The sequence below is a fragment of the Clostridium aciditolerans genome (assembly GCF_016316925.1).
Taxonomy (GTDB): domain Bacteria; phylum Bacillota; class Clostridia; order Clostridiales; family Clostridiaceae; genus Clostridium_AM; species Clostridium_AM aciditolerans.
Map to the genome: position 1 here is coordinate 120,107 of NZ_JAEEGB010000010.1, position 23,671 is coordinate 143,777.

Annotated in this window: 19 protein-coding genes; 6 read left to right on the forward strand and 13 right to left on the reverse strand. The window is 31.3% G+C overall.

What is annotated here, in order from left to right:
- Positions 1-17: 17 nt before the first annotated feature.
- Positions 18-446 carry a division/cell wall cluster transcriptional repressor MraZ gene (mraZ, locus tag I6U51_RS10295; RefSeq protein ID WP_211142563.1) on the reverse strand — a complete coding sequence of 143 codons (429 nt, stop codon included), beginning with the start codon at positions 444-446 and terminating at the stop codon, positions 18-20.
- A 363-nt stretch (positions 447-809) separates the two neighbouring features.
- Between mraZ and I6U51_RS10300 the strand changes: the two genes are divergently transcribed.
- The 4 genes from I6U51_RS10300 to ychF all read left to right on the forward strand — a co-directional run bounded on the left by I6U51_RS10300 (position 810) and on the right by ychF (position 5,847).
- The gene (locus I6U51_RS10300; protein WP_211142564.1) at positions 810-956 is read left to right on the forward strand and encodes a hypothetical protein; all 147 of its coding nucleotides are present in this window, start codon (positions 810-812) and stop codon (positions 954-956) included.
- A 219-nt stretch (positions 957-1,175) separates the two neighbouring features.
- Complete coding sequence (locus I6U51_RS10305) at positions 1,176-3,269, forward strand: PocR ligand-binding domain-containing protein (protein WP_211142565.1); 2,094 nt, start codon at positions 1,176-1,178, stop codon at positions 3,267-3,269.
- 358 nt (positions 3,270-3,627) lie between these two features.
- Positions 3,628-4,062 carry a YgaP-like transmembrane domain gene (locus tag I6U51_RS10310; protein ID WP_211142566.1) on the forward strand — a complete coding sequence of 145 codons (435 nt, stop codon included), beginning with the start codon at positions 3,628-3,630 and terminating at the stop codon, positions 4,060-4,062.
- 687 nt (positions 4,063-4,749) lie between these two features.
- A complete protein-coding gene (gene ychF, locus I6U51_RS10315; protein ID WP_211142567.1) occupies positions 4,750-5,847 on the forward strand; it encodes a redox-regulated ATPase YchF in 1,098 nt (365 codons plus the stop codon).
- Between the two features lie 217 nt (positions 5,848-6,064).
- Here the strand turns inward: ychF and I6U51_RS10320 are convergent, their stop codons facing one another.
- Positions 6,065-6,664 (reverse strand): hypothetical protein, encoded by a 600-nt coding sequence (locus I6U51_RS10320; protein WP_211142568.1) that lies wholly within the window; start codon positions 6,662-6,664, stop codon positions 6,065-6,067.
- A gap of 192 nt (positions 6,665-6,856) precedes the next feature.
- Entirely contained in the window at positions 6,857-9,175 is a 2,319-nt protein-coding gene (locus I6U51_RS10325) for an AAA family ATPase (protein ID WP_211142569.1), read from the reverse strand.
- A gap of 248 nt (positions 9,176-9,423) precedes the next feature.
- Here I6U51_RS10325 and I6U51_RS10330 point away from each other — a divergent pair, with 248 nt between their 5' ends.
- Positions 9,424-9,828 carry a hypothetical protein gene (locus I6U51_RS10330; RefSeq protein WP_211142570.1) on the forward strand — a complete coding sequence of 135 codons (405 nt, stop codon included), beginning with the start codon at positions 9,424-9,426 and terminating at the stop codon, positions 9,826-9,828.
- Positions 9,829-10,171: 343 nt separating this feature from the next.
- On the opposite strand, the gene I6U51_RS10335 is transcribed toward I6U51_RS10330, so the two are convergent.
- Positions 10,172-12,712: a calcium-translocating P-type ATPase, PMCA-type gene (locus tag I6U51_RS10335; protein WP_246517237.1), complete on the reverse strand. Its 2,541-nt coding sequence runs from the start codon at positions 12,710-12,712 to the stop codon at positions 10,172-10,174.
- A 650-nt stretch (positions 12,713-13,362) separates the two neighbouring features.
- Between I6U51_RS10335 and I6U51_RS10340 the strand changes: the two genes are divergently transcribed.
- The gene (locus tag I6U51_RS10340) at positions 13,363-15,003 is read left to right on the forward strand and encodes a putative manganese-dependent inorganic diphosphatase (RefSeq protein ID WP_211142571.1); all 1,641 of its coding nucleotides are present in this window, start codon (positions 13,363-13,365) and stop codon (positions 15,001-15,003) included.
- 34 nt (positions 15,004-15,037) lie between these two features.
- On the opposite strand, the gene I6U51_RS10345 is transcribed toward I6U51_RS10340, so the two are convergent.
- From I6U51_RS10345 to I6U51_RS10380, 9 genes are all read right to left on the reverse strand, one after another.
- Positions 15,038-17,614: an EAL domain-containing protein gene (locus I6U51_RS10345; RefSeq protein WP_211142572.1), complete on the reverse strand. Its 2,577-nt coding sequence runs from the start codon at positions 17,612-17,614 to the stop codon at positions 15,038-15,040.
- 228 nt (positions 17,615-17,842) lie between these two features.
- Positions 17,843-18,790 carry a hypothetical protein gene (locus tag I6U51_RS10350; RefSeq protein ID WP_211142573.1) on the reverse strand — a complete coding sequence of 316 codons (948 nt, stop codon included), beginning with the start codon at positions 18,788-18,790 and terminating at the stop codon, positions 17,843-17,845.
- Between the two features lie 71 nt (positions 18,791-18,861).
- The gene (locus tag I6U51_RS10355) at positions 18,862-19,653 is read right to left on the reverse strand and encodes a flagellar hook-basal body complex protein (protein ID WP_211142574.1); all 792 of its coding nucleotides are present in this window, start codon (positions 19,651-19,653) and stop codon (positions 18,862-18,864) included.
- A gap of 26 nt (positions 19,654-19,679) precedes the next feature.
- A complete protein-coding gene (locus I6U51_RS10360) occupies positions 19,680-20,459 on the reverse strand; it encodes a flagellar basal-body rod protein FlgG (protein ID WP_211142575.1) in 780 nt (259 codons plus the stop codon).
- Entirely contained in the window at positions 20,456-20,578 is a 123-nt protein-coding gene (locus I6U51_RS25080; protein WP_281395952.1) for a hypothetical protein, read from the reverse strand. The genes I6U51_RS10360 and I6U51_RS25080 overlap by 4 nt, the downstream gene beginning before the upstream one ends.
- A 77-nt stretch (positions 20,579-20,655) precedes the next feature.
- Positions 20,656-21,294, reverse strand: coding sequence for a DUF6115 domain-containing protein (locus I6U51_RS10365; protein ID WP_211142576.1), 639 nt, complete (start codon positions 21,292-21,294; stop codon positions 20,656-20,658).
- Between the two features lie 252 nt (positions 21,295-21,546).
- Positions 21,547-22,275: a FliA/WhiG family RNA polymerase sigma factor gene (locus tag I6U51_RS10370; protein WP_211142577.1), complete on the reverse strand. Its 729-nt coding sequence runs from the start codon at positions 22,273-22,275 to the stop codon at positions 21,547-21,549.
- A gap of 4 nt (positions 22,276-22,279) precedes the next feature.
- Positions 22,280-22,954 carry a flagellar brake protein gene (locus tag I6U51_RS10375; RefSeq protein ID WP_211142578.1) on the reverse strand — a complete coding sequence of 225 codons (675 nt, stop codon included), beginning with the start codon at positions 22,952-22,954 and terminating at the stop codon, positions 22,280-22,282.
- Between the two features lie 13 nt (positions 22,955-22,967).
- A partial coding sequence (locus I6U51_RS10380; RefSeq protein ID WP_211142579.1) for a MinD/ParA family ATP-binding protein occupies positions 22,968-23,671 on the reverse strand: 704 nt, incomplete at its 5' end.

Sequence of the window (23,671 nt, forward strand, 5' to 3'; positions counted from 1 at the left end):
TCAATTCTGTTATATCTCTAAATTCCAAGTTCACTCATCTGTTCTGCAATTTCATCAAAGTCTATATTTGAATTGTTATATTCTTCCCAGTTCTCCTTACTCCAAATTTCTACTCTATTGGATACCCCAATACTTACTATTTCCTTTTTTACCTTTGCATATTCCAAAAGATTTTGTGGAATTAAGCTTCTTCCTTGCTTGTCCATATCAATCTCATTAGCTCCTGAAAAGAAAAATCTAACAAAGGCTCGGGCATTCTTACTTGTTAATGGGAGGTTTTTCAACTTTTGCTCTAATATTTCCCACTCACTTAAGGGGTATGCATATAAGCAACCATCCAATCCTTTTGTGAGTATAAACTTGTTTCCAAGCTCTTCTCTAAACTTTGAAGGTACAATTATTCTATTTTTACTATCTAAGGCATGCTCGTATTCACCTATAAACATCTTTGCACCCCAATTTTGTTATTTTCCTCCACTTTGCTCCACTTTTAACCACTGAGTTTACATATTCTATATTAACATAAAAATTCCTCTTTTAAATAATCTTTTTTTAATATATTTTTTAAGTCTATTAAAATTGTTCTTTCTACCTTTATCGACTTCAGTTTTTCAACACTTTACAATATATTTTTTAATTATCTACATATCTATTCCATATTAGCCTTAATTCTACAATTATACATAAATATTATCTTTTAGCCTTTTCCACATTAAGGCATTTAACCCTTAATATTTTTTTATAAAAAGTACCTACTTTTAGAATAATAATGTATAGGAGTTTTTAAAATAAGGAAAGGATGATTCAGTATGATGGGTAATAGTATAATGAAACATATGTTTAAGCATCACCATATGCGCTGTCTTAATAAAAGTGAAAAAGTGTGCATTGCAGCAATTATAGGATACAGTTTTATGAAAGGTATATGCATAGGTATGTACCTTGGAAGAAAATAATGTTTTAGAAAATATTATTTCCTTATGTTGGTGAAAAGTCTAAATGTCTTTTCACCATCTACTTATCAGTGCTGAGTCAGTTCGGCTAAAGTTGTGTGTTTATCAAAGGTTATTAGGTTCTTTAAAGTCAAATATTAATCGCCAACTAGGAGGAATTTAAAGTAATATGTAGAACTTTTATACATTAAGTATTTTAAATTTACTAAATGGGGGATTATAATGGACTATCAGTTATCTGATCTTATAAGTATACCTCAACTTCAAAAATTGCTAAATAGCTTTTACACTGCAACTGGTATTGCCACAGGAATTGTCTCTATAAATGGTGATATATTGACATCTACAGCTTGGAGCGATATTTGTACAAAGTTTCATAGAGCAAATCCTAAGTCAAGTATTCGTTGTATTGAAAGTGATAAACAGGCCTTTGAGCCTTTTGCAAGAAGTGAAAAAATTATAAGCTATAAATGTAAAAATGGACTTATAGAGATAGGTACTCCAATAATAATAGAAGGAAAATTCCTTGCTATTATATACGCTGGGCAAATTCACTTCGAAGAGCCAGACATAGAATACTTTAAAAAACAGGCTGACGAATTTGGCTTCAATGAAAAAGAATATTTGAAAGCACTAAGAAAAGTTCCTGTTGTAAAGGAAAAAGAGTACATAAAAATTCTTAAGTTTTTAAAAGATTTATCTGAAATGATTGGAGAAATGGGTTTAAGTCAATTAAAATTATTACAAGCACAAAAAAAGTTAGAAGTATCTGAACGAAGGTATAGACTAGCTCTCCATGGCTCTAATGATGGTATTTGGGATATAAATTTTTTAGATAATACTGTCTATTTTTCACAAAGATTTATAGAAATTTTAGGTTATAGTAACGGTGAACTTAAATCATTAATTAATCATTTAGACAAAATTATTCATATTGATGATATAGATTCTTTTTGGAGTGAATATTATAATCACTTAGACAATAAATCTGACCATTTTATTAAAGAGGTACGAATTAGAACCAAATGGGGATATGATAAATGGGTACTAGTTAGAGGTGCTGCTACCTGGCATAACAATATTCCTATAAGAGTGGCTGGGTCTTTAACAGATTTATCTAATCAAAAATCTGCTGAAGCTAGCTTAAAAAGTGCACAAGTTTTTTCTAAAGCAATTATAGACTATGCAAATATAGTATTATGTGTGTTTAATTCCAGTGGAGAATTAACACAGTTCAGCCGATATACGCAAGAGCTTTGGGGCTATTCTGAAAAAGAAGTATTAGGCTACGCCTGGATGGAAACTCTTTATCCCGGTGACGCTGGAAAAGAGCTGCTAAACTTTATGTTGTCAATAGATACAAAAGATACTTTGCCTCAGCTAGAAAGCACCTTAATTTTTAAAGACAATTCTCTGCATACTATACTTTGGAATAGTAAAATAGTAACAAATGAAGATGGATCAATAAAAAATATCATATGTTCAGGATTAGATATAACCGAAAGAAAAAATGCTGAAAGAAGATTGACAGAGTTTTTCGCAAATATCTCTCATGAACTAAGAACGCCTCTAAATATAATATTTAGTTCTCTTCAATTAATAGACCACTGTAGTGTTGGGGCTTCAGAAAGTATTAACAGCTGCATATGTAAAAAATACACGAAAGGTATGCAGCAAAATTGCTACAGATTATTAAGATTAGTAAATAACTTAATAGATATCACAAAGATTGATGCTGGATATCTAGAACTAAATATGGATCGATGCAATATAGTAAGTCTAGTAGAAGATATAACAGTATCAGTTGCAGAATATATAGAGAGCAAGAATATAAGTTTAATATTTGATACAGATATTGAGGAAAAAATCATATGTTGTGATTGTGATAAAATTGAAAGAATTGTTTTAAATCTTCTTTCAAATGCTACTAAATTTACTAATGCTGGAGGGTTCATATTGGTAACTTTGCAGGATAAGGGCTCTAATACTATTATTTCTATAAAGGACACGGGAATAGGCATAGAAAAAAGCAAGTTAGAAATTATATTTGAAAGGTTTAAGCAAGTAAATAAATCTTTTACACGGGACCATGAGGGTAGTGGAATAGGTTTATCCCTTGTAAAACATCTGGTAGAAATGCATAAAGGATCTATTAAAGTTACTAGCGAATATGGCAAAGGTTCTGAGTTTATAATTGAACTTCCTGACAATTTAAATTTTGAAGATACCTGTAATAAAATCAAAAAACTATATACTAATGAGCACTATAAAGTCGAAAATATACATATAGAATTTTCCGATATATATTTTAGCTAACTCTAGAATTTGAAAACAGCAACCTACTTATATGCAAATATAGGCATATAAGTTGACTTTCTAGTTAGTTTCTCTATATTTATTAACAAACTTTTGAATGGTTTCAATGATAGTCAATTATAGGATAAATATATGGATTAGGAGCAAACTATATATAAGCAGGCATCCAAAATCTTAAGTAGATATCCCAAATCTATGATTTTGAGATGATCACTTACACAGAGTGCTGGTTTGGTGATAGTCACTTACACAGCGTGCTGATTTTGAGATGATCGCTTACTCAGCGAGTACTCATTCGACGAAAGGAGAAGGAGTTTCATTTAGTAAATTTAAAGTATATATAGGAGATGTTTACTGTATGAAAAAGTGTTTGTTTTTATCCACAGCTAATAGAGTTAAATATCACACTTCTGATAAGGCAAATCAAAAAATTAAAGAAGAAACTTTAGATAATATAAATTATTATAGAGGTAGAAGCAACATAGAAATATCTAATCGCATTAAAGAATTAAATAATGAATGGGATATAGAAAGAGTCCTAGAAACTAATGCCTCTATGTTAATTGTTTTAGGGTCAATTTTAGCTATTACTACCAATAAAAAATATTGGCCATTTTTCACAGGGGCTATAGGTGGTTTTTTACTTCAACATGCAACACAAGGTTGGTGCCCTCCTCTTCCAATAATAAGAAACTTAGGCATAAGAACCTCAAGTGAAATAGATGAAGAAAAATTTTATTTGAAATACTTAAGAGGTGATTATGAAAAATGGAGTGACCGAACTGAACATTAGTCATATATTTCTTCTTCAATTCGTGAAATAAGAATTTTGCGACGCAATTTTTAGAGGACAGTTGACAGAGGACAATTGACAGTGAAGGTGAGTTTTCCTCCTCACGTCAGAAAACTAATTTATTTTTTTAGGCTTGTTTTGCTAATGCAAAACATCGCTAATTTAAGCAGACATTCAAAATCTTAAGTAGATATCCCAAATCTTTGATTTGGTGATAGTCACTTACACAGAGTGCTGATTTTGAGATGGTCGCTTACACAGCGTATTGATTTGGAGTGAATCGCTTACTCAGAGAGTACTCCTGCGAAACAAAAGAGCAGGAGTTTCTTTTAAATTAAAGATTTTTCGTAGTATAGCGGAGAAAAATCCTCCTTCACTGTCCTCTGTCCTCTAAAAAATAATACGTCGTATTATTTTTATTTTACGAATTACAGTACTTATTTGCTCTTTTTTCCTATAAAAGTCACCAAATTAAATTATAGTATAGCTCTCCTTTAGATTCATTTTCCTATATTTAATTACATATTTACCTCTTATCCTTGAAATGGCCAGGCTTCTAGAGTATAATTTAATAGGTAATTTAGAAACCTTTGTATTTTAGTGTGAAAATCATGGAAAAGTGGAAACTTTTAGTTCATAGATTTGAAACTTAAAATTTAATATAATTTAAGAAAGGAATGTACACAAATGAAACTTGGAATTGTAGGATTGCCGAACGTAGGAAAAAGTACTTTATTTAATGCTATAACTCAAGCAGGAGCTGAATCTGCAAACTATCCATTCTGTACAATTGAACCAAATGTTGGAGTAGTTAGCGTACCTGATAAACGATTAGATGTACTTGAAAAAATATATAATACAAAAAAGAAAATATATACAGCTATTGAGTTCTATGATATAGCTGGACTAGTTAGAGGTGCAAGTAAAGGTGAAGGTCTTGGAAACAAGTTCTTATCACATATAAGAGAAGTTGAATCTATAGTTCACGTGGTAAGATGCTTTAATGATCCTAATGTTGTCCATGTGGATGGTTCTGTAGATCCTATCCGTGATATCGAAACTATAAACCTTGAGCTTATTTTTTCAGATTTAGAAGCGATAGATAAAAGAATAGAAAAAGTTGTTAAGCTAGCTAAAAGTGGAAATAAAGAAGCAAAAATTGATCATGAGTTAATGCTAAAGATTAAAAATCATTTAGAAGCAGGTAAACCTGTAAGAACTTTAGAATTGACTGATGATGAAGCAGATCTTGCTAAAGGATATTTTTTACTTACAACTAAACCTGTACTGTATGTATCAAATATCTCTGAAGATGATTTAATTTCAGGAAACTTAGAAAACGAATATGTAAAAAAAGTTAAAGAATATGCTGCAACTGAAGGCTCAGAAGTAATTATCATTTCAGCCAAAATTGAAGAGGAACTTTCTGTCCTTGAAGGTGAAGAAAAAACTGAAATGCTTGGCGAGTACGGCTTAGATGAAGCTGGACTTGATAAATTAATACATGCAAGCTATAAACTTCTAGGTCTTATGAGTTTCTTAACTGCTGGTGTTCAGGAAGTAAGAGCTTGGACTATAAAGCAAGGAACTAAAGCACCTCAGGCTGCAGGAAAAATTCATACTGATATAGAGAAAGGCTTTATAAGAGCAGAGATTATTTCATATGATAAATTAATAGAAGTAGGTTCAGAAGCTGCAGCAAAGGAAAAAGGATATTATAGACTTGAAGGAAAAGAATACGTTATGCAGGATGGAGATATAGTTCACTTTAGATTTAACGTTTAAGGTGATCTTCAGCCATAAAAGTTAACTTATACCCCATGCTATGTTTCTAAATCTTTAGTCCGTTAAAAACTTTTAACCGGTCTAAAGTTTAAGTTTAAGACAACCTTAGCCTTAGATAGGTGAAAAGCCATTTAGGATTTTCACCTATCTAAATTCTAAGGTTGTCTTAAAACTCTTAGAAGAAGTATCCACAGTATAAAAGCCTATCTTTTACTTATTATAGAGTTTCAACAGTCTCAGAAGTAGTGTTAATCAAATGTTCTTTTAAAATATTTGTAAGCTCGAGTTTTTCAAATTGGTCAACCTTGATAAAAATATTAGCCTTTATCTTAAAAAAATACAACTGTTTTATTGCATTAATTTTTATGTAAGTATCCTCAATATCATACCTTGAGATCTCATTCCATTTTATTGTCCAAAGTATACTTGACACGCCTTTTTCATATATACAATGATTACTCAAGTGTTCAAATAAATATGTGATTAAATATATTGCCACAATGATTGCCAAACATATAGTTTGTTCTATTGGATATATCGAATAATCTATATAAATATTGTATTTTTGAAGATCATGTATTCTTTTAGCTAGCTCGATATCTTTTAAATATATTTTAAATTGGGAAATTATAATGTAAATAAGAACAGAAAAATATAATGCACATTTAGCAAGTTCTTTTTTTATACATTTATTTTTCAGTTTAATTAGTGCAGCTCCTAGGCTTTTTCTTTTGAAAAATGAATTAATCATAAGATACCATTTTACAATAGGTACTGATAACATAATTATAGTAAATAAATAATACTTTATATCCAATATAAATTCCTCCTAAAATTAGTATTATTCTTACTACATACATCTTACCATAAAATGTATATACTGACTAATCTTATTTTTGCAAGGTTATCAAAACAAAAAGGTATTCATAGGGGTGCATCGAACAGTACAGAAGCCTTACCCCTATGAATACCACTAATAAATTAAACACTTAAGTTGAATATCTATTTTTTACTCTTCTAATTTTTTAGTTGTTCTCTTCCCTCTGTACTTCTTAACTTCCTTCTCTACACCATTCATTATCTCTTTATATTCAAGGGCTTCTTCGCCCATTAATATTTCTAAAGCATCTTTTATACTAGCCATAGAATATATGTGGAAGTTTCCCTTTCTAATCTCTTCCTCCACTTCACCATTTAACACAAGACTATCTATATTAGATTCAGGAATCAGCACTCCCTTGCCTTCTACCTTATCTACTAATTTGCATATCTTATAGAAGCCTTCTATTTTTTCATTTACTCCACCAATTGGTTGAACCTCTCCAAATTGATTTATTGATCCAGTAACTGCTATATTCTGTCTTATTCCTATCTTACTTAAAGCTGAAATCATTGATATAACTTCAGCTACGGAAGCACTATCACCATCTATCTTCCCATATAGTTGTTCAAAACTTAAATGAAAATCTACAGGTAATTTTTCATATCCGCCAATTAGTGTGTTCATATAACCTTTTAATGTGTTTATGGCTTTATTGTGAATTTTTCCACTTAAATCACTTTCTTTTTGAACATCTATTATATTGCCATCTCCTTTATAACAGGAACAGGTTATTCTTATTGGCTTGCCAAAGCTGAAATATCCAGTATCTATTACAGACAGACCATTTACCTGACCCACAAGCTTATCTTTAACATTTATGAATATCTTATTTTCTTTATAACTTTCACCAATCTCCCTTTCTATGAGCTCTTCGTCATAAACTATATCTTTGATGTCATTGCCTTCAATTTGAGTTCTGTTATCATTTTTCACCTTACTGTTAGATAACATTATAACTCTTCCCAGCTCATGATCATCTATAAATAGCTTATTTCTATTTTCTGCTTTTCTTGATGCAAATTTTGCTAGCTCTTTCATAGCCCCAGCTGAAAGTGGATTTAATTTGTTACTCTTGCATACAGTATTTACTTTTCCTAAAAAGGCCTGTTTTATTTCATCATCTATATTTAGTACAGATTTATATTCTGCTCTTATTTTAAATATCTTTTTAAAGTCTTCATCATAAGAATAAAGCAAGTCATAAGTTTCATAGTCCCCTATAAGTATTATTTTTTCATTAAATTTCACAGGATCTGGCTTAAGACCACTAAGAGATAAGAGCTCAAGGTATCCTCTGTTATAATCAAGATCTACCTTTCCACTTATAAGAGATTTTTTAAAGTAATAATATGCTGCCGGATTAGTTAAAAGACTACTTATCCTTAATAATAAGCAACCTCCATTTGCTTTTAAGAATGATCCTCCTCTAATTAAACTTATATCTGTAATATAGGTTCCATTCTTATTTTCATATTCTATGCTTCCAAGGAGATTGTTAAGGCTAGGATCCTCTTCAAAAATTACTGGCGGAACTTTATTGTCACTATTATCAACTATAACATTTACTACATACTTGTAAATTATTTCATTTATCTCATCTTCATCATCATCATAACTTATAGAATATATATCTTTAATTTCCTTTTTTATATTGTCACAAATATCATCTAAAAATTCTATAACCTCTATATTCTCAGCAAACTCATCTAGATATTCTTTTCTAATGTCTTTTGCCTCTTTATTATAATATTCCTCCATAATACTTCTTATTTTTTCAATTTCACTTAATTCCATTTCCCTTAATTCTTCAATTATTTCTTGAGCGTTGCTCTTCAAAGTGCTTACCTTATTTAATATGCTTTCTTTTTCTTTAACCTCTAAAGAATCATATTCCTTTTCATTCATTAATTCTCCCTCATTCTTTAAGGGAATGAAAGAAAATCCATTTTGAGTAGGTCTTACTGTAAAACCATCTTCCTCTGCCATTTTAACAAGTTTATTTATTAGATCGCTTCTTTTTTGTTGGAGGCTTTCTACTATTTCTTCTTTTTCCTTATTTACAGATCCATTATAAAACTCATAGGTAATTTCCGCATAGCTCTTTTGCACATTTTCAAGAGTTTCCTTAAGTTTTTTTCCTGTACCACCTGGCAGGAATAAAGCTCTTGGATATTTTTCATCATCTTTTACAACATAGCATATATCCTGAGGTTTACCTCTATTTTCTAGATTTTGTTTGATAAATTCCATTATAGAATCTAACTTATCTTTTGAAAAATCATCTATAAGATAAACGTTGTATCCTTCCTTATCTATTTCTAAAGCTGTTTTTATTTTCTTATACACTTCGTCATACTCAGGTATATTATTAATCTCTTCTCTTACATGGATATTATCAAAATTGAAGTCGTATATAACCTCCTGTGGTGTCAATTCTTTCTTCATATACTATCCCCCTTTCACGGCTTACTATAATAATATTCTTAAAAATAATATTTAGGCACAAAAAATAGAAAAAACATTTATACTTTTTTACATCTAAAGGCTACAAAAGGGAAAACTATAATAAAAATAACTGATTATATTTTAAAAAGCACAATACTGTGTTATAATATACATAAAATTCTACTTGGAATTACTGCTGGTTACTCAGCATTTCAATAAAATATATATATCGTAAAGGAGTTAAAGACATGAGTTTCAAAGAAAAAATTGCTCAATACTACTCAAAAGCTTATTTAAAAAAATATGGAGATAGACTAACTCAGGTACAGGGTACTGTAGTATCTGTAAAAGTTGCTGAGAAAACTATATTATGGATATTTCATAAAATAAGTGTTGTTATTTTAGTTAGACCTGATAGAAGTAAAAATATAGTTAAATGTACTTATGCAAGAAATAGATGGTTTAAAAAACCTGAATTTATACCTGTAACTCAAGGCAATCTAGTATTAGCTCAAGGGCTTAAGGGTAAAAAAGGAAAACAAAACAGTGAACAAATTGAGCTTATAAATATTAGAAATATGACTACAAAGAAGGACCTTGTTCCAATGGAAGGCAAAATCCAAAGGGTGCAAAAAGTTCAAAGGATAAAATAAAAATGGAATTGCATATGCAATTCTTTTTTTATTTAAAAATTAAGAGTTAAGAGTTTAAAAAAACTGTGCCGTAGTTTAAAAATAATACGACGTATTATTTTTAAGAGGACAGTTGACAGAGGACAATTGACAGTGAAGGAGGATTTTTCTCCGCTGTGCTGCGAAAAATCTTTAAACTTATAGAATGCGGCAATGTTTGGCTTTAGCCAAGCAAGCCTAAAGAATATAATAGTTTTCTGACGTAAGGAAGAAAACTCACCTTCACTGTCCTCTGTCAACTGTCAATTGTCAACTATAAAAATTTTGCGTCGCATAATTTTTAAATTACAAACTTAAAGTTATATTACTTAAAATATAAATATAAGCTGTTTATTAATGCAATTATACCTGAGAAGAATATTACTATGCCCCATTGCCCTAAGTTAAGTCCAGCAGTATGGAATACTGATTGCATAAATGGAACGTAAAGCACACATAAAAGCATTGTTATAGAAATAGCTACCGCCCCTACAAGATAAGGATTTGTAAATATCTTTATCTCAAATATTGAATGTCTTTCAGATCTACACTCAAATACGTGTATTAGCTGAGACATTATTAATGTAGAAAGAGCTAATGTTCTGCATGTAGTTAAATCATAACCATAGTACCTACCTGCAATAAAGGCAAGTACTGTGCATACTCCAATAAGCGATCCTCTAACAATTATCTTTTCACTTAATCCTCTTGCAAATATGCTTTCATTTTTAGGTCGTGGCTTTCCACTCATTATGTCACTATCGGGAGGATCTACTCCTAATGCTATAGCTGGAAGCCCATCTGTTGCAAGGTTAACCAATAGTATTTGTATAGGAAGCAGTGGTGTATCTAAATAGAAAAGAGAAGCCAAAAACATAGTTAAAACCTCTCCTAAATTACAGGAAAGAAGATATCTTATAAACTTTCTTATATTATCATAAATTATTCTTCCTTCTTCTACAGCAGAAACAATAGTTGCAAAATTGTCATCTAAGAGTATCATAGATGAAGCTTCTTTAGTCACATCAGTGCCAGATATGCCCATTGATATACCTATATCCGCCTCTTTAACTGCTGGTGCATCATTTACGCCATCCCCAGTCATGGCAACAATCTTATTTTTAGACTTAAAAGCTTTTACAATTCTTAATTTATGATGTGGGCTTACCCTTGCAAAAATAGAGACAGCATCAACCTTTGAACTCAGCTGTTTGTCGCTTAATTTATCCAGTTCCTCTCCCGTTATAACTTCTGATTGATTTTTGCATATGTTCAGCTCTTTTCCTATAGCAAAGGCTGTATTCTTATGGTCTCCAGTTATCATAACTGCTCTTATACCTGCCATTTTACACTTTAAAACTGCATCTTTAACCTCTTTTCTTGGTGGATCTATAATTCCCGCTACACCTATAAATATTAGATTATCTTCTAATCCCTTTCCTTTAACGATACCAGTATCTTTATAAGCTCCAGCTATACATCTTAATGCATCGAAGGACATAGTTTCTACTGCCTTTAATATCTTATCTCTATAATCAGATGTAAGTAGCTTTACTTCCCCTTTGTCTAATATATATTTGCATCTATTTATTATTCTTTCTGGAGCCCCTTTGACATAACATATTTCCTTTGAGCCCTCATTCATTATTACAGACATCATCTTTCTATCTGAATCAAAGGGAATATCGTAGACTCTTCTTGCCTTATCCAAAAAACCTTTTAACTCTTTATTTTCTTTAAAGAAGGCTTTTATTAGGGCAGTTTCTGTTGGATCACCAAAGAGGCTTTTTGCAATATTGTCTCCACTGTGATCAAAATTACAATCGTTGCAATATGTAAAAGCTTTCTTTAATGATAAATTTTCCGGAATAGACTCCTTGTCCACATAATAAATTTTGCCATTAAAATACATAGCTTTAACTGTCATCTTATTTTCTGTAAGAGTTCCAGTCTTATCACTACATATTATAGAAGTACATCCTAAAGTCTCAACAGCAGGAAGTTTTCTAACTAATGCATTTCTTTTAAGCATTCTGGAAACTCCAAGAGCTAGTGCAACTGTAACTATAGCTGCAAGCCCTTCTGGTATAGCAGCTACAGCCAAACTTACTCCTAGTAGGAACATTTGATACTTATCTTGACCTCTCCATATACCGGTTAAAGTTACTATTACACATATAACAATGCAAAGTATAACTAGCACTTTTCCAAGTTGTGTAAGCTTCTCTTTTAATGGTGATCTATCATTTTCTATGCTCTGAAGCATACCAGCTATTTTACCCATTTCTGTCTTCATGCCAGTTTGTATTACCCTTGCCTTGCCTTTTCCTGTAAGCACAATAGTTCCCATATAAATTGAGCTATTTTTAGTTCTTGAACTCTTTTCAACTCCAACAGATTCACCAGTAAGTAGTGATTCATCAGCCATAAAGTTACTGTCCTCTACTAGCATACAGTCTGCAGGAATTCTATCTCCACTTTCAAGTATTAATAAATCTCCCACAACCAGTTCCTCTGCATTTATTACTCTTAATACTCCACTTCTTATTACTTTTGCAGTAGGAGCAGCTAGTTCTTTAAGGGCTTCTAAAGACTTTTCAGTTTTATACTCCTGTATGAACCCTAAAACAGCATTCATTATTATGATTATTAGTATTGTAATTGCATCTGCTTTTTCTCCCATAAAGCCTGATATTGCTGTAGCAACAATAAGAACCCAGACTATAAAGTCATTAAATTGAGAGAAAAATATTTTAATGGGAGATACCTTATTTTTCTTTTCCAATCTATTTGGTCCATATTTTTTAAGCCTTCTCGCGGCTTCAGCTTGTGTTAGTCCATCATGCAGATCCCTTTCGTTAATCAAATTTATCACCCCTTAAAAAAGATTTTGCCCTTCATTATTTAAGTATATGAGTTGATATATTGTTATTATGATAATTTTGCGATGCAAAATTTTTAGAGGACAGAGGACAATTGACAGAGGACAGTGAAGGTGAGTTTTCTTCCTTGCGTCAGAAAACTATTATAAGTTAAGAGTTAATGAGGATTTCCTTCGTACCTCAGGAAATCTATAATTTTATTTTTAAAAGTTTATAATTAATCAGTTGATGATTGATTGTTGAAAAACAATTTTAAACTTAACGATAAAATAAATTTGTAGATTTTCTGACTATGGGAAGAAAATCATCCACAACTCTTAATTCTCAACTCTTAACTCAAAAATTGATTCTCAATTATATAAATTTAAAGATTTTTCGTAACGTAGTGGAGAAAAATCCTCCTTCACTGTCCTCTGTCCTCTGTCAATTGTCATCTAAAAAAATTACGTCGTAATTTTTTTAAAAGTGTTTGATAAAATATTAGTATTGTATATAATAATATATGTAATTACTAATAATTACTCTATGTTAGTATCTTTTACTAACTAAGAGTTAAAAATATGAAATTAATAGGGAAATTAACTCTAAAGCTAACTTTGAAGTTAGAAACCCTATAACTTAGGAGGAAAAAATAATGAATGATGTTGTATACATAACAGGACATAGAAATCCTGATACAGATTCTATTTGTTCTGCTATATCTTATGCAGAATTTAAAAACAAAATTGGAGTAAATGCACTTCCAATAAGATTAGGAGATGTGAGCAGAGAAACTCAGTTTGCATTAGATTATTTTGGTGTTAAGGCGCCAAAGCTAATAGAAACTGTTAAGACACAGATAGCTGATTTAGATATTGACAATGTTACTCCTATTTCTCCTGATACTTCATTGAAATCCGCTTGGTCAATGATAAGAAAAAATAATGTAAAAACTCTTCCTGTAGTTGATGACGAAGATACACTAGTAGGTTTAGCTTCTCAATCAAATATAACTTCTTGTTACATGGATATATGGGATACTAATGTAATTGAAAAAAGCGGCACAAGTCTTGAAAATATACTAGATACTCTTTCAGCTAAGTGCATATATGCAGCAGAAGATAATCCAAAGTTTACTGGAAAAGTAGTAGTTGCTGCTATGGAGCCTGAAAATGCTGAAGAATTTATAGACGCAGGAGACATTGTAATTTGTGGTAATAGAGAAGATGCTCAAACAGTTATTATTAACGGTCATGCATCTCTTATGATAATTACTGGTAATCATAGTGCAAGTGATGAAATACTGGAAAAAGCGAAAGAAGTTAAGTGTTCAGTAATAGTAACACCTTATGACACTTTTACAACATCTAGATTAATAACTCAAAGCATTCCAGTTAGCTATGTAATGACTAAGGATAACTTAGTGTCCTTTAAAACTGATGATTTAATTGATGATGTAAGAGAAGTTATGCTTCAAACTAGATATAGAAGTTATCCAGTAGTAAATGCTGAAAATAAAATAGTTGGAAGCATTTCAAGATATCACTTAATCTCAAAGGATAAGAAAAAAGTAATACTTGTAGATCATAATGAAAAGGCTCAATCCGTTCATGGTCTTGAAGATGCTGAAATCGTAGAAATTATTGATCACCATAAAATTGGAGCTGTTCAGACAGGCAATCCTATATACTTTAGAAATGAACCTGTAGGATGTACTTGTACGATAGTTGCATCTTTATTCTTCGAAAATGGGATAAGACCATCTAAGAAAATCGCTGGTCTTTTATGCTCAGCTATTATTTCAGATACACTATTATTAAAATCACCTACATCAACTAAGACAGATGAGCTTGTACTAAAGAGATTAGCAAGTATAGCTGATATAGATCCTGAAAAATTTGCAAAGGAAATGTTTAAAGCCGGTTCATCATTAGAAGGAAAAACACCAGAGCAAATACTTAACCAAGATTTTAAACCATTTACAATGAATGATATTAAAGTTGGAGTTGGCCAAATTTCAACTATGGATACTGAAGGATTTGAAGTGGTAAGAAAAGATATGCTTCAGTTAATGGAAAAAAGATGTGAGTCTGAAGGTTTTGGACTAATATTACTTTTAGTAACTGATATATTAGAAGGCGGCTCAGAATTAATTGCTGTAGGTCCTTATAAAGATGCAGTTGAGAGAGCCTTTGGAGTAACTCTTGAAAATAATAGCGCTTACGCAGCTGGAGTTATGTCAAGAAAGAAACAGGTTATTCCACAATTAACAGCTGCAATGTCAACAAAAAAATAAGATTTCAAGGCCGAAAGTTAACTTTCGGCCTTATCTATATCATCTTCTCAAACTCTTCTAAACTCACTGGCCTGCTGAAATAGTACCCCTGTATCTCATCACAGCCTAAATCTTTTAACAACAGAAATTGTTCTTCTGTTTCCACACCTTCCGCTACTACTGTTAACCCTAGCCCGTGAACTAAATTTATAACACTATTTGCAACAAATCTTTCTTTTAAATCCAGTGTAATATTATCTATAAAGGACTTGTCTATTTTAACTGAATTAATAGGCAACTGTTTTAAATAACTTAAAGAGGAATATCCAGTTCCAAAATCATCTAGTGAAATCTTTATACCCATGTCTTTTAATTTATTTAAAGTTCTAATAGATGCTTCAAAGTTTTCTATTATCATTGTCTCAGTTATTTCAACTTCTAAATAAGATGGTAGCAATCCCGTCTCTTTCAACATATCTTTTATTTTATAAAATATTTTTTCATCTGCTAACTGACAAGCTGAAAGATTTACCGCTACTCTAACAGGTTTAAACCCTCTATCTATCCACTTTTTATTTTGTAAACATGATGTTTTCATCACATGTTCTCCAATAGGAAGAATTACTCCTTTTTCTTCAGCAAAGTTGATAAATTGGCTTGGCGGAACCATAGTTCCATCCTCCTTTTGCCATCTAACAAGCGCCTCCATACCAACAATCTCTTTAGTATCCACCTTAATTTTAGGTTGATAAAAAACCTTAAATTCATTGTTATGTAAAGCCCTTTTAAGTTCGTTTAATAGTTTTGTATCCTCATAGATAGTTGATTGCATTTTATGTCTATAAAATACATATTTATTTTTTCCGTTTCTTTTAGCATAATACATGGCATCATCAGAGTAGTTAAAAAGCGTCTGCATATCATATCCATAATCCGGTATCATAGTTATTCCTACGCTAGCAGTAATATAATATATCTTCTGTCCATTTAAAGAGAAAGGATTTTTAAATATATTTAGAAGTCTTTTAGCAAATTCTTCAACTTCATCTTTGTCTTTTATCCCTGTAAGTAAAAACAAAAACTCATCACCACCAAGATGACATGCATAATCAGTTCTTTTTAATAAGTTTTTAAATTGATTGGAAATTTTACTTAGAAATTTATCTCCTGCAAAATGTCCAATTGTGTCATTAATAGCCTTAAAATTGTCCATATCAACAAAAACTAATGCTGCATTTGCATTAGCATATTCAAGCTCCTTTAACAAATTAGGGAATTTATTCATTGCATAGGTTCTATTATAAAGACCAGTAACTTCGCTAGTATATGCGATATTTTCTATAATTCTCTCGTATGTTTTTCTTTCCGTAATATCTGTAAAAGATCCAGCTATATAAGTAGCTTTTCCACTTTCATCCCATAAAGCCTTACCTCTACAATAAATATATTTATCTTCATCATTATTTGCTGTTATCTTTATTTCATCACTATAAAGGTTCTCCTGCTTTTCCAAATAACTTTTAAGTTTATCAAAAATTTTTGAGTTATTATTTTTATAGATATAGTTTTTACATTGCGAAATACTAAAATTGCTTCCTTCAGCTTCTATGTCAAAAATCTCCTTGCACCTATCTGAAACAAATACTTTTTCATTCTTCATATCTATGTCCCATATACCATCACTTGATCCCTCTACCGCTAGTTGATACCTTCTTTCACTTATTTCTAATAATTTTTGGCTTTCTTTAAGGTCATTGTACTGTTTCCTAAGCTCCTTTTCTGCATTAGATAACTCTCCATGCAGTAATGATAGCTCCTTATAACTAGATTTTAATTTTTTCCCATATTCCTTACTTTTAGTAATATCAAGGCTTATTCCTCCAATAAAATCTTTTCCATCAACTTGGTGAATTGGAAACTTATAAGTAATATAATTTCGAAGATTTCCATCTACATTTATAATCTCCTCTTTCTCGGTGAACTCTCCATGTTTTAACTCTAAAGCTTTCATATCAGACTTAGTAATCTTATCTCCTAATTCTTTTCCCCATATCTCCGCATTAGTTTTGCCTGTCAATTCCTCCAAGGGTGAATTTAAAATACTACTAAATTTTTTACTTAAAACTATGTTTCTTGTGTCTTTGTCCTTTAGGTATGTTAGTACTGGCATACTTTCTATAAAATCCCTAAATCTTTCATTGCTCTCATGCAGTTCCTCTGCCATAGCTTTAAAATCTGTTACATCTCGCACTATAGATAGAGCTGCAACAACATCATTATTTTTACCTCTTATAGGTGTTACAACGGAGGATAGAAAAATCTTATCTCCATTCTTTTTAATTCTTTCCGTTACAAAGTTTTTAATTTTTTCTCCGCTTTTTATTCTTGTTAATATGCCTTTAAACTGTTCTTTTTTATCTTCTGGTATAATATCAAAAATACTTGTCCCAACCATTTCACTGCTATTATATCCGTAAATTTTTTCTGCTGCTTTATTCCAGTCTAAAACTTTACCATCTAATGTCTCAACTATAATGGCATCATAGGAAGATTCTATTATAGAGTAAAAACAGGATCTCATTTCTTTATCTTCACATAATGAATCTAAGACCTTAGAAAAAATATCTTTCATATAATCACCCTTAAAAATTTTAATTATTTTACAATAAATTAATTTTTATCCACTTACTATATAATACTATAAAATTTAACATCAATTATTAAACAATTTGTTAATGTAAAAAGCACCTACAATATGTATAATGTTCAAATACATATTGTAGGTGCCTAATGTTAGAACTATAAAACATAGTAATACTATTAATTTCTAAATATGGATTTCTCTTAAAAGATCTATATTCTAATCTTCTATTTCTTTCATATCTACAGTTTTTATCTTTACATCAACAATGTCTTCAGATATGTTCTCTGCCATTATAGGCTGTCTTTCATATTCCATATTCATTGCTGGAGATGTCATATCCATCATTGGTTCCTGCATTGACTGATACATAGGCTGTGCACCCATCATTGGAGATGTCATATCTATCATAGGCTCCTGCATTGACTGATACATAGGCTGTGCACCCATCATTGGAGATGTCATATCCATCATAGGCTCCTGCATTGGTTGATACATAGGCTGTGTATCCATCATCGGAGATGTCATATCCATCATTGGTTCCTGCATTGACTGATACATAGGCTGTGCACCCATCATTGGAGATGTCATATCTATCATAGGCTCCTGCATTGGTTGATTCATAGGCTGTGTACCCATCATTGGAGATGCCATATCCATCATAGGGTCCTGCATTGGCTGATACATAGGATTCATACCCATCATTGGGAACTCCATATCCATCATAGGTTCTTGCATTGGCTGATACATAGGATTCATGCCCATCATTGGGAACTCCATATCCATCATAGGTTCTTGCATTGGCTGATACATAGGATTCATACCCATCATTGGGAACTCCATACCCATCATAGGCATATATGGCTGCATATCTCCCATGTACATCATCGGATACATCATTGATGGCATCATTTCCATTGGTTCTATCCTAGGCATATAATAGTCATTATACTCATCATAATCACAGTGATCATGTCTATGGTCATCATACCTAGTACTTTGTTCCATATGCCAGTCATTCATGTACTCCATGTGGTACATATCATCCATATCACGCATATATTGCGGTTCCATTAAAGGTTGCATATACATACAATCCATCATAGGACAATGATAATACATATCTTTGTCATCTTTTTTATTACAGGATTTTTTTCTTGTATCCACTCAAAATTCCTCCTAAAAATAACATACATCAATATATTATATGTGGATACAAGTGTTTTGTTTACAAAAATCTATCTACCCTTCATATTGTTTATCATTCCCCACATTTCATCACCGGTTTTTAATGCTCTTGATCCCATCTCAAAAGCTCTTTGTGCTACTATCATATCCGTAAGCTCTTTTCCCACATCTACATTAGAGTCTTCAACAAATCCTTGAAGTATATTTGCCTTTGTTGTTCCATTCATTTGTGCACCTTGATTTAACGTATATAGGTTTTGTCCTATAGGATTCAATGACTCTTGACTTACTGTACTATAAAGATTTATTTTACCGTAATGAACACTGTCATTATTATGATTCAAATATATCTCCCCATCTTCCTTTACGGAAAAATTATCGTTTGTAAACCCGACTCCCTCACTAAGTAAATTTTGTCCATCCTCAGTAAACTCTATATCTAATCTATTACCACTTTTATCTACGAGCTCACCATTTGAATTTATATTAAAACTTCCCGCTCTTTCATATCCTTTAGATCCATCTGGCAGCGTGACTCTAAAATATCCTTCTCCGTCTATTGCAAAGTCTGTTTTGGAGTCTGTGCTTCGTAAATTACCCTGTTCAATATCTCTTATCCAGTTTCCAGCCTTAACGCCTGTACCGTTTAGAATACTATTTTGATTATCATTAGTAGGATATCCTTTCCTTTTTAAGCTTTCATAAACTAAATCCTGAAAACTAACATCTTCTCTTTTATATCCTACAGTATTGACATTGGCAATATTATTTGAAATACTATCTAACTTTTGCTGCTGAGCATTCATAGCACTTCTACCAGTCCATATAGATCTTAATACCATACAAATTCCCCTCTCTCTAATGAGTCCTACCTAACGCTTCCTACTTCATTTACTGCTTTTCCTAAGGTTTCATCCATTGATTGTACAATTTTTTGATTTGTTTCAAAGCTTCTCATAGTAGTAATCATGTTAGTCATTTCATTTATTACATTTACATTAGATTTTTCTAATGAATTTTGTTTTACTACAGCATTATTTTCTGCAGCATTATTACCTTGATAAAGGTTGTCTCCAATCTTCTTTATACTATTATAATCATTAAAATCTACTGTATATAATTTATAGGCTTTATTATCATTTATACTTATATTGCCATATACGTCACTAGTTAATTTACCGTCACCTACATTTATCGGCTCTAACTGATTTGTTGCTAAGTTTCTTCCAATTACTGAATCTCCAGCATCATTTACAAGAATTCCTTTCATATTCACATGAAAGTGACCATCTCTTGTGTAGTACTGCCCATTATTAATTCCATCATTTCGCTGAACAGTAAAAAAGCCTTTTCCATCAATAGCAAAGTCAGTAGGTTTTCCTGTATCCTGTATCATCCCCTGAGTAAAATCTGTATTTACTGAGTCTACTCTACTTCCAAGACTAAGTGTTCCTATTTCATTTCTTACATTTTTTCCACCAACTACTTTATCATAGTTTTCCAGTAGAACATCATCAAATCTTCTAATAGCTAGGTTATCTTGTTTAAATCCTACAGTGGTTGAATTACCTAAGTTACTTGTTATTACATCCTGTTTTGCCTCCTGCGTTATCATTCCTGATACTGCAGTATAAAGCCCTCTTATCATTTGCTCACTCCCTTATCATTAATAACCTTTACTTCATCTGGATACATCATTCCCATGGATCTAGCTCTATCTTCAATTTGACTTTTGCTCAATTGATAGTTAATTTTAGCTCCTGCCATAGCTGTTGTAGCTATAACAATACCTATGCCTATGCCTATTAAAATTTTTCTGTCGCTTAAAAAACCTATTACAATCTTTACTTTATGTATAATTCCTTTATTAATAGTACTTCCCCCTTGCCAATACCTATCTTTTCTGATATTTCATCAACCGATAAACCTTCATCTAAAAGCTTACTTATTTCATCCACTTTTACGTTATTACGTTTTACGCTGCTACCTTTTTTCTGATAAGCTTCATTATTTTTATTTATATTTTCTTCTTCTGTATTATTCTCGTCTATGCCATTTATAGGCGTACTATCATCGATTAAATAATTGACAAATGTATTATTTTCATTTACATCTATACTATTAATTACATCATTACTACCACTAATATTTTCGTATTCTACGTCCATTTTATTTAGTGCATAATCTTCATTTTTATAATTATCTTCTATTTTTTCTTTATTATCGCTTCTATGATTATCTTCTATATAAATATCATTTTCACTTAGTTCTCTATCAGCTTTTAAATCTTCAATCTCTCTTTGCAGCTCCAAAACTGTTTCTGCAAATTCTTTTCTAAGCTTTCCTATCTCCAAATCATAATCCTTCATACTATTTTCACTATGTTCCAAAACATTACTGAAGGTTCTCTTTTCCTTTCTAATAGCGTTGATATTTAGCGCTATTAGCAGTATTCCAATTAACAAAAGCCCAACTGCAGTCATAGCTCCTCCTTATTTTAAAGAGGACAATTGACAGAGGACAGTGGACAGTGAAGGTGAGTTTTCCTCCTTACGTCAGAAAACTATTATATTTTTAAGCTCGTTTTGCCAAGGCGAAACATCGACTCATAGTATAAATTAAAGATTTTTCGCAGCATAGCGGAGAAAAATCCTCCTTCACTGTCCTCTGTCAATTGTCAATTGTCCTCTAATAAAAACATTGCTTCGCAATATTTTTAGTTAACTTTCCTTATTCTAACTTATATATTTCAATTTAACCATAGCTTTCCTCAAATGAACTATAGCTCTACTATGAAGCTGACATACTCTAGATTCTGAAACACTTAGCACCTGTCCAATTTCCTTTAATGTGAGTCCATCATAATAATAGAGAGATAAAACTGTCCTATCTTTTTCATTTAACAGATCTATAGCTTTAGCTAAATATTCTAATTCTTCTTTTTCTTCAAGACTTTTCTCAGGACTTGGACTTTTATCGTCCTGAATAGTACCAATAAGCGGAATATCATCTTCTTCTGAAAATATTAAGTCCTCTAAAGACACAATTGATATATAGTTTATATAATTTTCGATTTCCATCATTTCTTTTAAGCTAATTTTAAGTTCTGCAATTATTTCAGCATCTGAGGGCTCTCTTCCAAATCGTTTTTGAAGTCTTTCTACTGCATCATTATATCTATTGAGCTTATCCATAGCCCCTTTTGATATAGGACTATTTTTTCTTAATTCATCTATCATTGATCCCTTTATTCTTATAGATGCATATGTGGAAAACTTCATTCCTCTTGTTTCATCGAATTTATTTATAGCATCCATAAGCCCAATCATTCCATAGCTTACTAGGTCTTCATATTCTATATACTTAGTTTTTCCTATTATTACTCTTGAAGCTATATATTTAACTAATGGTATATACTTCTTAACCAGTTCTTCCCTTACATCTAAACCATCAACTAGTGACATGAAGCTACTCCCCCTTTGCTCCCTTCTTCATCTGCTCTCTCATAGTTTTAAAAACCAGTCTTATTATAGATTCTCTAGTTAATCTATCTAAATCTACAAAGGACACTCCACAAATAATTTTAGGATTTTTTCTGTCATTTTCTACTCTCACAATTTTCCCTTTTACTGTGAGATTTTCATCATTAAGTGGAATAGTCATCATCAGCATACTTCCTAAGTTTAGTCTTTTCTCAAATTTTCTGTCTATTGCTAGTCTTAATCCCCCACCACTTATATCAAGTGAGTATGCATCAAAGAACTCAATTTGATTATTACCTATATTCTCAATTTTCTTGCTGTTTTCTAATATTCCACAATATATGTTAACCATCAAAGGTACTCTTGCAAAGTTTCTTCTCTGATACATCACTACCTTTTCTGGTTTTTTTAACATTATTATCAGAAGCTTGTCTATTTTTCTTCCTGAAACTACCGTTTCAAATCTATAAATGTCCTTATTATAATAATAATGGCATATTACCTTCTCACCTTTTCTAAGTGGTACATACTTTCCCTCATTTACTGGTATGCTTATTCCAATATACTCATCTGTTACATCCTGAATATTGCTTTTATAGATCCCGTCTTCCATTTCTATTTCTATTTTCTGATTAACTAGGAACTCCATATTGTCGCTCATTAAAACCTACCCCTTATGAAAAAATATTAAAAATCTTCTTAAAAAAATCCTGTATACTGCTTTCTGTTTTATCCGTTTCTAATCCGATAATTTTACCTGCTATGTAGTTTAAATCTTTAGCTACATCAGAATTAGGATAGCTAATTAAAAAGGGCTGCTGCTTACGGACAGCTTGAACAAGTTTTTTATCATCTGATAAATATCCTAAATACTGCAAATTGATATTTAGAAACTTTGATACAGCGTTATTAAACTTGTTAAAAGTACTTTCACCCTCTTTTGATTCTATAGTTCTATTTACTATAACCTTTGCGTTATCTCTTATCTTAAAATGGCTTACAGCTTTAAGCAAACTATAGGCATCTGTAAGGGAAGTAGGTTCTGGTGTAGTTATTACTATTAATTCCTCGCAGCAAGAAATAAAACCGAGTACATCTCTATTAACACCAGCACCTGTATCCATAATAATATAATCGAGGTCTTCTAAACAGGTTAACTTAGATAAAAAACTATCTCTTTGTTTGTCAGTCATTTGCTCAATTTTTGAAACACCTGTACCTCCTGGAAGGAGTTTTACTCCAAAAGGTCCTTCTACTAACACCTCTTCTATTTTTTTGTCACTAAATATTACATCATAAACACTATATTTAGGCAAGAACCCCATAAGTACATCATCATTTCCTAGTCCCATATCTGCATCAAATATCAATACTTTTT